Below are 14,850 nucleotides of genomic sequence, written 5' to 3' on the forward strand. Positions count from 1 at the left end.
AGACCTTATAAAAACCATAGTTTTGGGCAGAACTATGGGGTGGCATTACTAGGGAAAGAGCTATGGATACTCCATAGCTCTAATTTTATATAGTATTTATATTAAAAGAAATATGAAATTAAAGGATAAAGTCATATAAAAAAGGGCTTATACCAAAGTAACTTCTTAACAAAACTTCTAAAATGTATCTTAAGAAATTATGAGATTCAAGCCATTCTATAGATTATATAACATTGGGAGTAAGCACTATAGATTTTCAATTTAATAATTCTCAAGATGTTTATAAGTTTTATATTTAAGTTTTTGATATAATCCCTTTTTCTAATATATTTTTAGGAGTATAAATTATCTATTAAATCTTATAAAGTCTAATTCATTTGAAATTGCTATGTTATAAACATAAGAATTAGCAACTTCATTTATGAATCTTTCTTTCATTTCTTCATTTAATTCAATATTGTTAAGTTTATTATGATAGTTCATAACGAAACCTTTCATTTCAGGTCCATCACTTAAAGTTTCATATTTGTAGTAATTTAATCCTTCTTCATCTATTTTATATAAATCTTTTACCATACCATAGATTGTTCTTCCACCAAATAAATCTGCAAGATATCTAGTATAAGCATGTGCTACTAAAAGTTCAGGAGCAGTTTCGCCTATTTCATTTATTCTAGCAACGTAAGCTCTTGTAGAAGCTAATGGTTTCATTGTATTTAAGTTTTCTCCTAATAAGAATTTTAAATCTTTAAGTATAGCTTCAGCACGATAAATTTCAGGAAGTACAAAGTCTTTAACTACTTTGTTATCTTTGCATTTTTCTAAGTTAACTTCTATTGCGTTATAAACTTCGTAAAGATTATAAAGATATTCAGCGTAGCTTTCAGTAGAAGCTTTTCCTTCTAATAATCTTTTTAAGAATCCTGTTTTTTCAGCTACAGCATGTAAATCGTTACTATTGTTTTTTATATCCATCATAAATGAGTTCATTAAAATCACCTCGTAAATCTATTCAAAATTTTAATATGTTAAAGTTTTAATATCTCTTTTATAAATTTAATATACTACTTAAAAATATCATCATCAAATAAGATATTTTACGAATTAGGTTCATAAAATAATTATTTTTTATACAATTTGATAATAAAATATATATTTTTTTGAAAGTTAAGCTAATAATTATTTGAGAATAATTATTATTAATAAAAATACTAGAATTTTATAAAAAATATAAATTTAAAATAGCAATTTATGCTATAAAATATTTATCAAAATCTTATTAAATATAAATAGGGTTTAGTATAATGTTTATAAGGATTAAAGTTAGAAATAATCTTATGTAAAGAGGAAAGTTTCTATAAATTTAAAAAGGTGTTAGGAGAGATGCGGAATGAGGATACTTCACACTGCTGATTGGCATTTAGGAAAAAATTTAGAAGGATTAAGTCGTATGGATGAGCAAGAACGATTTTTAGAGGATTTTGTTCACATAGTAAAGGATAATAATATAGATTTAGTTATTATAGCAGGGGATGTATATGATTCTAGTAATCCTCCAGCTAGGGCAGAAAAAATGTTTTATGATACCTTAAAAAAGATATCAGCTAATGGAGAGAGGATGACTTTAGTTATTTCAGGGAACCATGATAATCCAGAAAGATTAGTGGCTGCAGGTCCCTTAGCAAGAGAACATGGTATAGTGATGGTTGGAACTCCTAAGAGTATAGTTGAAGTAGGGGAATATGGAAGAAATAAAGTTTTAAATTCAGGAGAAGGATTTATTGAATTAGATATAAATGGAGAAAAGTCTGTAATATTAACTGTTCCATATCCAAGTGAAAAGAGATTAAATGAAGTTTTATATGGTGCAATGGATGAAACTTGTGAGAGAATAAAAAGTTATAGTGATAGAATAAAGCTTTTATTTGATTCTCTTAAAGGAAATTTTAAAGAGGATACAATTAATTTAGTGGTATCTCATCTTTTTGCAACGGGAGCAGAAAATACTGGTTCAGAGAGAAATATAGAGCTTGGAGGAAGTTTCATTGTTGATAAGGAATGTTTCCCAGAAGAAGCTCAATATATTGCTTTAGGACATATACACAAGCCTATGATTCTACCAGGAACTAATAAAAAGATAAGATATGCAGGTTCACCACTTCAATATAATAAAAAAGAAATAAGCTTTGAAAAAAAGTGTTTTATTGTAGATGTTAAAGCAAATGAGGAAGCAAATATAGATGAAATAAAATTTGATGTGTACAAGCCTATAGAAGTTTGGAAGTGTGATAGCATAGATGAAGCCATTTACAAATGTGAAGAAAATAAAGATAGAGAATGTTGGGTTTATTTAGAAATAAAAACAGATAGATATATAAGAGAAGATGAAATAAAGGCCATGAAGAAGCTTAAAGGGGATATTATTGAAATTATTCCTAAGATAACACTAGATGAAGAGGAGAATGATGAAAGAAGTTTTTCAGAAAAATCTTTTGAAGAATTATTCACTGACTTTTATGAAAAGGAAAGAGGGGTTAAGCCAGAGGAAGATTTATTAGAGCTTTTACTTAATATAGTTAAAGAGGAAGGGGATGAAGAAAATGAAACCAATTAGGCTAGAGGTTAAGGGATTAAATAGTTTTATAGATAAGCAAGTTGTTGAATTTGATAAGTTAACAGAGAGAGGGCTTTTTGGTATTTTTGGACCTACTGGAAGTGGAAAATCTACAATTCTAGATGGAATAACCCTTGCTTTATATGGTGATATTGCAAGAAAAAGCTCAAACTATATAAATACTAACTGTGATGGTGTCTATGTAAGTTATGAGTTTCAAATAACAGGTAATGAAGTAAAAAGGTATAGAGTTGATAGGGAATTTAAAAGAGATAATAAAAGTGGCGGAATAAGAAATAAAAGTTCAAAGATAATTGATATAACAGGCGGAGTTGAAAATGTACTAGAGGAAAAGGCAAAGGCTGTAACTTCAAAGTGTGAGGAGATTATAGGGCTAAAATTAGATGATTTTATGAGGACTGTTGTTCTTCCACAAGGAAAGTTTAGTGAATTTCTTAAGCTAGAAGGAAAAGAGAGAAGAAATATGCTTGAGAGATTATTTAATCTTAGAAAATATGGTGATGATCTTTCTAGTAAGCTTAGTTTTGAAATAAGAAAAGAAAAAGATAAGATGAATGTCTTAGAAGGACAATTAAAGGGATATGAGGGAATTAGCGAAGAAGCTTTAAAAGCAAAGGAAGAAGAAATTAAGGAAATCAACTTAAGTATTAAAAGTAAAGAAGAGTTATTAAATAAGATAAAAAAAGAATTTGAGGAAGCGGAAAAAGTTTGGAATACTCAAAAAGAACTTTATGACAAAAGAATTGAAGAAGAGAGTTTAGTAAGTAGAAGTGAGGAAATAAAATCTTTTAAAGAAAGGGTTGAAATTTCAAATAAGGCGGATAAGGTAATAGTATTTATAAATAATCTTGAAGATATTTTAAAGGAAATAAATAAAGAGGATTTAAAATTTAGTGAGTTAAATAAGAAATTAGAGGAACTTATAAATTTAAGAGAAGAAAATAAGCTAAAGTTTGAAGAGGTTGCTAAAAAGAAGGAAGAAAAATTACCTGACTTAAGATTAAAGAAGGAAAAGTTATTAGAAAGCCAAAAGGAAAGAGAGATACTTTTTCAAATAAAGGCTGATGGGGTTAAATTAAAGGAAGCTTGCAAGAAGATTTTTGAGGATAGAAGTAAATGTGATACTAAATTAAATTCTATAGAAGAAAATGAAAAGAGATTAAATGAAGAATTAAAAGAGAAGGAAGAGAGAAAAGAAGAGCTTTTTGTCCATGAAGAATTTAAAAATAAGATTAATAGTGGATTATTTATTTTAAATTCTTATGAAAGTTTAGATAAACAATTTAATGAGATAAAGAGTGAAGAGGCTGAATTAAAGAGATATATAAAAGAGCTTACAGAGGATAAAGAAAAGTCAGAGAAGGATTTAAAAGTTAAGATAGAAAGTTTAGGTAAGACAAGGGACAAACTAGAAAGTCTTTTAAAGGAAACACCAGGGGATAGTAATTCTATTTTAGAAAAACAAATAAAACTTGGAGAGTATAGAGAGAAGCTTAATAAATATAAAGAGATAAAAAATTCTTTAGAAGAGTCCTTAAAGACTAAAAATAACTTTGAAGAAAAACTTAAAGGTTTTGAAAATCAAAAATTATTATTAGAAAAAGAGGTAAGAGAGCTTAAGGAGTATATAAATAAGGTTAAGGTTGAAGAATTAGCTCATAAACTTAGAGAGAATTTAGTAGACGGGGAGTGTTGTCCAGTTTGTGGATCAACTCACCATGAACTTAATAAGGTTGAGAAAATTAATTTAGATGAATCAAATCAAAAAACAACTTTATTAGAAAGTAAGGAAGAAAAACTAAAAGAGCTTATTTTAGAGTTCTCAAAAATAGAAGCTACTTTAGAATATGAAAATAAGAAAATTGAGGAATTAAATATTTCCATAGAAGAAGTAGGAGAAGTTAATGAGGAAAGATTAAAATCCTTAGAAGAAGAGTTTAATACCTTAAAAGATAAAATAGAGGAGTTTAATCTTAAAAAAGAAAATCTAGAAAAAAATTTAGAAAAATTAAAGGAAGAGAAAAATAATTTAGAAAATATCTTCAATAAGGCTGAGGTTATTTTATGTGAAAAAATAGTTAGAGAGAAAGAAATAGCTTCAAAGGTAAAAGAATTAGATAAGGAGTTAAAATTAAAAATTTCTGAGCTTAATTCCATAAAAAATGAACTAAAGATTGAGGATATTAAACTAGAAAATGAGTTGATATTAAAAAAAGAGAAAGAAAAAAATCTATTAGAGAAAGAGATTAGAATATTAAGAACTCAGTTAGAGGAATCAAATAAGATAAAGGATGAATTAAGAGAAAAAAGAGATGAATTAAAGGAGAATTACTTAAGTCAAAAATCCTTGTTAGATGGTAAAGTAGAAGTTTATAGAGAAAAGGAAAGAATGATTAAAGGAGCTTTAAAGGGCTTAATTGATGAAGCTTTACCTATTGAAAAAATAGATATAAAAGGCTTATTAGAAGATTTACAATTAGAGATTGATTATATAGAAAAGGCTTATTTAAATCTAAGTGAGGAAAAAGAAAAACTAGAAAAAGCCTTTAATAATATGAATCAAGAGATGGCTGTTACTAAGGAAAGAGTAAATTCATTAAATCTTAGAAAAGAAAATGAGGAGAAAAAAGTAAACTTAGCTTTAGAGGAAGAAGGATTTAAGACAATATTAGAGGTTAAAGGGGGGATTTTATTTAAGGATGAAAAGGAAAAATTAAAAATATTAATTGAAGAATACCATAATAACTTTATTAAGGTTAGGGCAAATATAGAATTATTAATTAAAAAGTTAAATGGAAAGAGTTTAACAGAAGAAGAATGGACAAGGGTTCTTCAGGAGAAAAATAATACTGAAAAAGAATTAAAGGAAGTTGAAGAAATAAAAATTAGACTTGTTACTGAAAGTGAGTCTATAAAGAAAAAACTTGAAGAACAAAGGGATATACTTCATATTAAAGCTAAACAAGAACATAAGCTTGCTCTTTTAAGTGATTTAGAAAAATTGTTTAAAGGAAAGAAGTTTGTAGAATTTATTGCAGCAAATCAATTAAAATATATATCCATAGAGGCCTCTAAAAAGCTTAAGGATATAACTAATGGAGTTTATGGATTAGAGGTTGATGAAAATGGTAAGTTTATAATAAGAGATTATAAAAATGGAGGTGCAGAGAGAGATGCCTCAACTCTTTCAGGGGGAGAAACCTTCCTAGCTTCCTTAGCCTTAGCATTATCACTTTCATCACAAATTCAGTTAAAAGGAACAGCCCCTTTAGAATTATTCTTCTTAGATGAGGGCTTTGGAACTTTAGATGATAATCTTTTAGATGTGGTTATGAGTTCCTTAGAAAGACTTCATCACGAAAGACTATCTGTAGGTATAATAAGCCACGTTGAATCTATAAAAAACAGAGTTCCAGTTAAGCTTATATTAACACCGGCAGAGGCAGGAATAGGTGGAAGCAAGGTTAAAATAGAGAGAAGTTAAATTAAAATCAAAAGAGCTTAATAAATAAGCTCTTTTGATTTAATATTTAAAAAGATTTTAAATTTGGTAAAAGAGATTTATATATTTATTATTAGTTTTAGATAATAGGTTTTCAAAATAAATCTTGTAAAATTATTTATATGGTTATTAATAGAAGTATTTATAAAAAAATAGAAGTTATTTTTATTATTAATAAAGTGATTATGAAGTAATTTGTTACATAAAATTCCTAATTTGGAGTTATTATATTATTTTCTTTGAAATAAAATAATTTTGCGAAAATATTTACAAAATCTTTTTATGTTTAAGGTTGAAATATATTAGATTAGAATATAAAATTTATCTTAAGATTGGCATGGGTTAAAGGTTTAAATCAATTTAACTGAGATTAGGAGAGGGATAAAAATGAAAATACTTATAATTAATTGTGGAAGTTCATCATTAAAATATAAATTAATTGATATGGCTAATGAAAAGGATATCATAGAGGGTATAGTTGAGAGAATAGGACTTGATCAATCTAGATTAGTCCAAAAAAATGAATTGAGAGAAAAATATATATTAGAAAAAGAAATAAAAGATCATAAAGAGGCTATAGATATAGTTCTAAACACTTTAGTGGATTCAAAGGTTGGAGTTATTGAATCTATTGATGAAATTACAGCAGTAGGTCATAGAGTAGTTCATGGGGGAGAAAGATACTCTTCTTCAATAATCATAAATGAAGAAGTTATAAAATACTTAGAAGAGTGTAGTAAATTAGCTCCACTACATAATCCAGCAAATATAATTGGAATAAGAGCATGTCAAAGTCTTATGCCAAATAAAGAAATGGTAGCTGTATTTGATACAGCCTTTCATGGAACATTACCAGAAAAAGCTTATATATATGCAATAGATTATGCTTTATATAAAGATCATAAAATTAGAAAATATGGATTCCATGGAACTTCACATAAATATGTATCTCATAAGGTTGCAGAAACTATGGGAAAAGATATAAAAGATTTAAAAATAATTACATGCCACCTAGGAAATGGTGCAAGTATATCAGCAATAAAAGGTGGAGAGTGTATAGATACAACTATGGGATTCACTCCACTTGCTGGGATTCCAATGGGAACTAGATCAGGTAATATAGATCCTTCAATAATTCCTTTTTTAGTTGAGGAATGTGGATATACTATAGAAGAGGTTTCTGAATCCTTAAATAAAAAATCAGGAGTTTTAGGAATATCAGGAGTTAGTTCAGATTTTAGAGATATAGAAGATGCCGCTTCAACAGGGGACAAGCGTGCACAATTAGCATTAGACATATTCCACTATAGAATAAGAGCTGAAATAGGTTCATTTATAGTAAATATGGGTGGTGTAGATGTAATAGTATTTACTGCTGGTGTAGGTGAAAATTCACCTGAAACTAGAGAAGAGTGTTTAAAAGATCTAGAATTCTTAGGATTAACTTTAGATAAAGAAAAAAATAAAGTTAGAGGAAAACTTGCAGAAATATCACAAGCTGATTCAAAAATTAAAGCATATGTTGTTCCAACAAATGAGGAATTAATGATAGCTAAGGAAACTGTAGAATTAATAGGTAAATAATTTATAGTAAATAGTTTTATAAAAAGGTTTGTAAACTTTAAAGAGTTTACAAACCTTTTTTATAGTTATCCTCTCTGTATTTTAAGGGAGTTAGACCAGTAAATTTTTTAAATACTGTGCAGTAGTAACTTTGATTACTAAATCCAACCTTATGTGCAATATCCAAAAGTGAGAGGTCAAGATCCTTAAGTAAGTCCTTACTCTTTTCGATTCTATAATTATTTAAAAAGTTTATAAATGTTTGGCCAGTTTCGCTTTTAAATATATTACAGAAGTAGGACTTATTTATTTTAAATTCTGTGCAAAGAGAGTCTATAGTAATTTCTTCTGCGTAATTCTTTTCTATAAAATCTATAGCTCTTCCTACATAAGGAGAATATGAAATTGAAAAATTATCTTTAAGTTTTTCATCTAAGATTATTTTCAATAGAGAATTATAATACTTAAGACAACTTTTAGTCTTTAAAGGTATTTTATAAAGTTCTAAATCATCATTAGAATTTTTTAAATCTTCTTTTAAATATAGGGGACCTATTATGAAAATTAAGTCTTTATCAATTGATTTATAATTAAACAATGAATAAAAAGATATATTATTTTCAAAGGTAATTATTAGTGAGTCATTATGATCATGTTTTAAATATGAGCGCTCAAACTTGCTATTTAAGTTCAAGTCATTAAATATATAATCATAAAAAGAAGAGTAACCCACTTCAGAAAGAATATTCATATTATTATCTACAGCTCTTATTGGAATTTCACAGCAGTTATAAAAATCTATAAGAACTGATTTTAAAAAAATCACACAAAATCCTCCTTTTTAAACTTAATATATTAAAAAAAATCTTAATATAGAGAAAAACAATTATAAAAATCTATGATAATATAAGTATGTTAACATTATTGATAATCATTTTCAATAGGAAAAGAAAGTCAAAAGGGGGATTAACTTTGGGAAGAAAGAAAATTAATAAAATTTTAGGTTATGCACTTGTAACATCTATGTTAGTTGGAGTAGGAGCGGATACTGTATATGCAGCCACTAATATAAATAGTGGAACTGCAATTGTGCGTTCAGAAGGACTTAGAGATGGAATATATGAAGCTAATAATGTAACTTCATATGTTGAAGAAGGAAATTCTACAGGCGAAAATATGGCAAGAAATGCTGTAGGAGAAAAAACAAAGTTTAGGATTGAAGATGGCAAAACATTAATGACTGTTTACTTTAATAGTAGTTTATATGGATTTATGAACAATATTGAAGTTAGCGCTGGAGGAGAAGCTTTAAAGATAGAAGAAAATAAAGATGATAAATCAATAACATTTGAAGTACCATCACCTGATACAAAGGTAAAAATAGGATTATTCATAACAATGATGGGAAGAAAGGTTGAGCTTTTCTTAGTTAATGATATGAATACTGTTAATTTATTAGATGAAGCACCTACTATAAATAATGCTAAGGATATTAGTGTTACTCAAGGTGATGCTATTGATTTATTATCTGGAGTTATTGGAACTGATAAGGAAGATTCTAATTTAAAAGTTGAGATAAGTGGAGATACATCATTTATAAAAGATGGAAAAGCTGAGATTCCTGGATTATATCCAATAACTTATAAAGTTACAGATTCATCAGGGCAATTTGATGAAAAAACAGTAAATGTTACAGTTAATAAAAAAACAACTTTAGGGGATGGAAGCTATACCCTTAAGAATACAGTTCAATATGTTGGACAAGGAAACATGGAAACAGGAAATTCCATGGCTAGAAAAGTGTTGTCAGATGATTCAAGAATTGATATATCAAATGGGAAAAATACAGTTACATTAACTTTTAATAGTGAATTATATGCTTTCTTAAAGAACTTCAATGTAACAGTTGATGGAGAAAAAGTAGAAGCAGAAGTAAATAAAGATAATAGAACTATAAAGTTTAATATACCTGATTTAAATTCAGATATTGTTGTATCTACACTAGTTAGTATGATGGGGAAAGAAGTTAGTTTTAAAACTACTTTAAATTATGATACAGCTAAGAAATTAGAAGATAATTTAGAAGATAATAATAAGCCTGGTAATGAAGATAGTGAGAATATTCCAGGTGGAAATGAGAATAGTGGAAATCAAGATAATTCAGGAAATACTAACTCAGGAAGCAATGGAAGTGCAAATGAAGATAAAGAAAATGAAAGTGAAGGAAGTTCAGGAGAAATAGTAGATGCAAATCAATTAAAGAATGGTATCTATAACATAAAAAATGATGTTTCATACATTGGTGATGGAAATCAAGATGTGGGAAATGATATGGCAAGAAAAGCTCTATCTAAGAATAGTAAATTAGAGGTAAAAGATGATAAAAAAATTCTTACACTAAAGTTTAATGAAGAGCAGTTCTCATTCTTTAAGGATTTTAGAATAACTGTAAATGGTAAAGATGTGGTAGCAACGCCAAATGAAGCTGATAGAACAATATCTTTTGAGATACCAAGTCTTGATGCTGATATAGTTGTTACAGCCTTTGTAAGTGTAATGGGTAGAGATGTAAGCTTTAAAACAATACTTAATAAGGGAACTTTAGAATTAGTTAGTGGAGAGGACAAACCTGCAATAGAAGAAGAGAATAAATCAGAAGAAAGTAACGGTACAAGCTCTTCTAATAATGGAAGCTCAGCTAACGAAGGAAACAGTACAGTTACAGAAAATAAAGTTACTAAGGGAAAACTTTACACAATAGAAAACAAAGTTGTTCATAAAAGTCAGACTGGTGTTGATATGGCAAGAAAATATTTAAACAAAATATCTGACTTAGAAGAAATTGATGGAAAAACTTATTTAACATTAACATTTACTGGTCAAGAGTTTATGAAAGACCACAAGATAACTGTAAATGGTAAAGATGCTAACTATAAAGTTGTATCTAAGAATGGTGATTCAATTAAATTAAGATTTGAAATTCCTAATTTAGATGCAGATATTAAAGTAAGTTTATATGTAATACCAATGGGAAGAAATGTTGAGTTTAATGTAGAACTTTTAAAAGATACTAAAAAGTTTGTAAAAGACTTTACTGTATCAAGCTTACCACAGACTGGTTCACCAATAGGAGGAAACTCAGTTGCATTATTAGGAATGGCAATGATGGGAGCTTCTATGTTTATTAGAAAAAGAGAAGAGTAAAAGCAGTTTAGTTTGAGAGGATTTCCTCTCAAACTATTTTTAAACAAATGGAGGGAAATTAGATGAGATTTTTAAAACCTGTTTTATTAGTTATGTTGACAATTTTTATTTCTTTAACAGGAGTTTTTGGAAGTGTTGATGTACTAGCAAATGAAAACTTAGAAAATGGAATATATGATGTTAAAAATGATGTTTATCATGATTCAGATATAGGGATGTCAATGTCTAGAAGCTATTTAAATGACACTATGCAGCTTAAAATTTTAGGGGATGAAACAGAATATACTATAGGTTTTTCAGGAACAGAATATATGGAAAATTTCAGAATCTTAGTAGATGGTAATGATGGAAATGCTGAGATTGTTGAAGAAGATAAAGAGAATGGAACTATAAAACTAAAAGTTAAGGTTCCTAATAAGGATTCAGAGCTAGAGGCGAAAATATATGTAGGACCTATGGAAAGAGATGTTCAATTTAAGGTGATTCCAAAGTTTGATACTTTAACTCTTGTTGAGAAGTTAGAAGCACCTAAAGTGGAAAACAAGGAAAGTAGCAATGAAAATCTTTCTGATGAAACTGGAAAAAGTGAAGATGCTATAAGCGAAGCAACAGGTTTAGCAAATAATAAGAATATGTTCATTTATATTGGTGGCGGAATTATAATAGTTGCTTTAATAGTTTCCTTAGTAATATTTAAAAGGAAAAAGTAAAATGAGAAATAAACTAGCTAAAGGATTATTTATTTTAGGTTTAGTTATAGTTTCTACAGTTCTTATAGGAAAACTTTATAAAAGTAGTGTTGAGAAAAAAACTTTAGAAGAGTTTAAGGAAAAGTTTAATTATTCAGAAGAAGAGAAGAAAAAGACTTTAGAAGAAATAAAAAATGGAGATGGAATAGCTTTAATAGATATAGAAAAAATAGGTGTACATACAGTTATTGCTGAGGGTAGTACCTTAGATGTGTTAGAAAATAACATTGGTCACTTTGAAAATACTGCTATGCCAGGCGAAAATGGAAATTTTAGTATTGCAGGACATAGAAATACTATAAATAATGAGGTCTTTAGAAATATAGACAAGCTTCAAGTAGGAGATGAAATAAAAATCACAACTTTAACTGATATATTTCAGTATGAAATTAATGAGATTTTTGTCACATCACCTAGTGATACTGATGTTTTGAATCAAAATTTAGATGAGAAAACAATGACCATAGTTACATGTACAAATAGAGGAAAAGACAGATACATAGTTAAAGCAAAATTAATAGGTTAGTGGAGGGAAAATAGTGTTTTTAAAAAAGGGTATAGCTTTAAGTTTAATATGCCTTTTAGGCTTTGGAGTTATGGGATGTTCAAATAACTCTGGAGAATCAAAGGAAAGTTTAAAAAAAGAAAATGGAGAAGAGATTGTTGTGGCAACCTCTGTTGCTGTAACAGAAATATTAGATGAATTAGGAGTAAAGGTAAGTGGAGTTCCAACTAGTTCTTATGATTTGCCTGAAAGTACTAAAGATGCGGTTAAAGTTGGTAATCCCATGAATCCAGATTTAGAAATAATAAAATCTTTAAATCCAGATGTTGTAGTATCTGTAGATACCTTAGGAGAAGATTATAAAAAACTATTTACTGATAACAATATACCTAGTGAATTTATAGATTTAACTACATTAGAAGGATTAAAAACAAGTATATCAACTTTAGGTGAAAGATTTAATAAGACAGAAAAAGCAAATGAAATATTAAATGAGCTTAAAGTTAAGGAAGATGAGTTTGTGAACTTATCTAAAGAAGAAAAAAAGAATGTTTTATTAGTATTTGCAGCACCAGGAAGCATGATGATTGCTACTCCTTCATCATACATAGGAAACTTAGTGGATAAGGTGGGAGCAAATAACATAGTTAAAGATGATAAAAAGCCATTTGTTTCATATAGCAATGAAGAAATAGTAAAGCTAAATCCAGATATGGTATTAGTTATGACTCATGGAATGCCTGAACAAGCTAAAAAAATGGCTGAAGAAAAATTTGCTTCAGATCCAGCCTGGAGCAGAATTGAAGCTGTTAAAGAAGGAAAGGTCTATTACTTAGAAAACGGGTACTTTGGTATGAGTGCAAACCTAAAAGTAATAGAATCTTTAGATAAGTTAGGTGAAATAATATATGGTGAAAAATAATAAGTTAAAAAGCTTATATATAGGTTTATCAATATTAATAGTTTTAATTTTAATGATAGTTTCTTTAAAGCTAGGAAGTATTGATATAAGTTTTGGTGAACTAATAAAAGGTCTTTTAAGTGGAAGTAATGAAGGAAATATAGGAATAATAAAAGATTTAAGGATGCCGAGAGTCATTATAGCTGCTTTAGTTGGAGGAAATCTTGCCTTGGCAGGGGTATTACTTCAGGCAGTAATAAGAAATCCCTTGGCTGATCCTCAAGTAACAGGAATATCTTCTGGAGCATGCTTAGTATCATTAATATTCATAATATTTATGCCAGCTTCAGGATCAATAAGACCAATAGTAGGTTTCTTTGGAGGGCTTGTTTCTTGTATAGTTGTGTATTTAATGGCTTATAAAAAAGAGTTAGATACTATGAGAATAGTCCTTGCAGGGGCTGCTATAAATGCTCTTTTAGGAGGTTTATCACAAATATTAACTATAGGTAGTGGCGTAGGTGCAGGGAATATACAATCTTGGATAAGTGGAAGCTTAGCTGCCACTTCATGGGATGAAGTTAAAATTTTATTTTTATATTCAATAATAGGAATGGGTTTTGCATTAATTTTAGCTAAATCATGTAATGTTATAGTTTTAGGAAATAAAAATGCAAAAAGTTTAGGTTTTAATTCAGATTTACAAATGATTCTCATAACAGTGGTAGCTGTATTTTTAGGGAGTGTATCAACGGCTATTGTAGGTATTATTTCCTTTGTTGGATTAGTTGTACCACATATTTGTAGAATATTAATTGGCTCTGATCATAGATATTTGATTCCTTTTTCAATATTTGTTGGAGGAGCATTAGTCTTACTTGCAGATACAATAGGAAGAATGCTAGTAAAGCCATATGAAATACCAGCAGGAATAATTATGGCAGTTATTGGAGCACCGTTCTTCTTATATCTACTAAGAAGGAGTGATATGTAGATGATTAGAGGGGAAAAATTATCATTCAATTACAAGGGAGAAAAAAATATCATTAATGATTTAAATATAGATATAAAAGAGGGAGAAATAACAACTATTATTGGCCCTAATGGAAGTGGAAAATCAACTTTGCTAAGTCTATTATGTGCTTTAAATAAAAGTAAAACTGGACATGTTTATTTGGGGGATATAAACATGAACAATCTTAAATATAAGGATATAGCAAAGATTTTAGCAACTGTTCATCAACAAAATAGTGTGCCAAAGGATATAAAGGTTGAGGAGCTTGTTGCCTATGGTAGATATCCTCATAAAGGATATTTTAAAAGTAACAACAAGGAAGATAAAAACATAATTAAATGGGCTTTAGAATGTACAGGACTTGATGATTTAAAACATAAGGGAGTTATGAATTTATCAGGGGGAGAAAGACAAAGAGCTTTTATATCAATGGCTTTAGCTCAAAAGCCTAAAATTTTATTTTTAGATGAGCCAACAACTTATTTAGATATTTTTCATCAAATAGAAATATTAGAGATTGTAAAAAAGTTAAATAAGTATAATGGGCTAACTGTTGTTATGGTTTTACATGATATAAATCAAGCAATTAAATATAGTCATAATATTGTTGTCATGAAAGATGGAAAAATTGTAAAAGAGGGAAAATCAGAGAATGTAATAGATGAAAATTTATTAAAGGAAGTTTATAAGGTTAATGGTGTTATTAACAAATGTAAGGAAACTGGAGAGACTTATTTTATACCAAAAACTATTTGTTAAATAAACTTTATAAACTT

General features: G+C 28.2%; 11 protein-coding genes. 9 read left to right on the forward strand and 2 right to left on the reverse strand.

All coding sequences use genetic code 11. The features are described from left to right. Positions 1 to 345: 345 nt before the first annotated feature. Entirely contained in the window at positions 346 to 990 is a 645-nt protein-coding gene (locus tag CPF_RS01050; protein ID WP_003458341.1) for a heme oxygenase (biliverdin-producing), read from the reverse strand. Positions 991 to 1,390: 400 nt separating this feature from the next. On the opposite strand from CPF_RS01050, the gene CPF_RS01055 reads away from it, so the two are divergent. From CPF_RS01055 to CPF_RS01065, 3 genes are all read left to right on the forward strand, one after another. Next, on the forward strand, positions 1,391 to 2,614 hold the full coding sequence (locus CPF_RS01055; RefSeq protein WP_003458260.1) for an exonuclease SbcCD subunit D: 1,224 nt from the start codon (positions 1,391 to 1,393) through the stop codon (positions 2,612 to 2,614). Continuing rightward, positions 2,601 to 6,119: an AAA family ATPase gene (locus tag CPF_RS01060; protein ID WP_011590101.1), complete on the forward strand. Its 3,519-nt coding sequence runs from the start codon at positions 2,601 to 2,603 to the stop codon at positions 6,117 to 6,119. The genes CPF_RS01055 and CPF_RS01060 overlap by 14 nt, the downstream gene beginning before the upstream one ends. Before the next feature lie 405 nt (positions 6,120 to 6,524). Continuing rightward, on the forward strand, positions 6,525 to 7,721 hold the full coding sequence (locus CPF_RS01065; protein ID WP_003458278.1) for an acetate kinase: 1,197 nt from the start codon (positions 6,525 to 6,527) through the stop codon (positions 7,719 to 7,721). A 46-nt stretch (positions 7,722 to 7,767) separates the two neighbouring features. On the opposite strand, the gene CPF_RS01070 is transcribed toward CPF_RS01065, so the two are convergent. Further along, the gene (locus tag CPF_RS01070; protein ID WP_003464291.1) at positions 7,768 to 8,526 is read right to left on the reverse strand and encodes a helix-turn-helix transcriptional regulator; all 759 of its coding nucleotides are present in this window, start codon (positions 8,524 to 8,526) and stop codon (positions 7,768 to 7,770) included. A gap of 146 nt (positions 8,527 to 8,672) precedes the next feature. Here CPF_RS01070 and CPF_RS01075 point away from each other — a divergent pair, with 146 nt between their 5' ends. The 6 genes from CPF_RS01075 (at position 8,673) to CPF_RS01100 (ending at position 14,833) form a co-directional block, all read left to right on the forward strand. Further along, a complete protein-coding gene (locus CPF_RS01075; protein WP_011590102.1) occupies positions 8,673 to 10,904 on the forward strand; it encodes an NEAT domain-containing protein in 2,232 nt (743 codons plus the stop codon). A 62-nt stretch (positions 10,905 to 10,966) separates the two neighbouring features. Continuing rightward, positions 10,967 to 11,614: an NEAT domain-containing protein gene (locus CPF_RS01080; protein WP_003458334.1), complete on the forward strand. Its 648-nt coding sequence runs from the start codon at positions 10,967 to 10,969 to the stop codon at positions 11,612 to 11,614. A gap of 1 nt (position 11,615) precedes the next feature. Beyond that, positions 11,616 to 12,179, forward strand: a complete 564-nt coding sequence (locus CPF_RS01085; protein WP_003458327.1) for a class D sortase — start codon at positions 11,616 to 11,618, stop codon at positions 12,177 to 12,179. Positions 12,180 to 12,192: 13 nt separating this feature from the next. Then, positions 12,193 to 13,080: a heme ABC transporter substrate-binding protein IsdE gene (gene isdE, locus CPF_RS01090; protein WP_003458265.1), complete on the forward strand. Its 888-nt coding sequence runs from the start codon at positions 12,193 to 12,195 to the stop codon at positions 13,078 to 13,080. Continuing rightward, entirely contained in the window at positions 13,067 to 14,053 is a 987-nt protein-coding gene (locus CPF_RS01095; protein WP_003458270.1) for a FecCD family ABC transporter permease, read from the forward strand. The genes isdE and CPF_RS01095 overlap by 14 nt, the downstream gene beginning before the upstream one ends. Continuing rightward, positions 14,054 to 14,833: an ABC transporter ATP-binding protein gene (locus CPF_RS01100; protein ID WP_011009683.1), complete on the forward strand. Its 780-nt coding sequence runs from the start codon at positions 14,054 to 14,056 to the stop codon at positions 14,831 to 14,833. Positions 14,834 to 14,850 lie beyond the last annotated feature (17 nt).

This window comes from Clostridium perfringens ATCC 13124, assembly GCF_000013285.1.
Lineage (GTDB): Bacteria > Bacillota > Clostridia > Clostridiales > Clostridiaceae > Sarcina > Sarcina perfringens.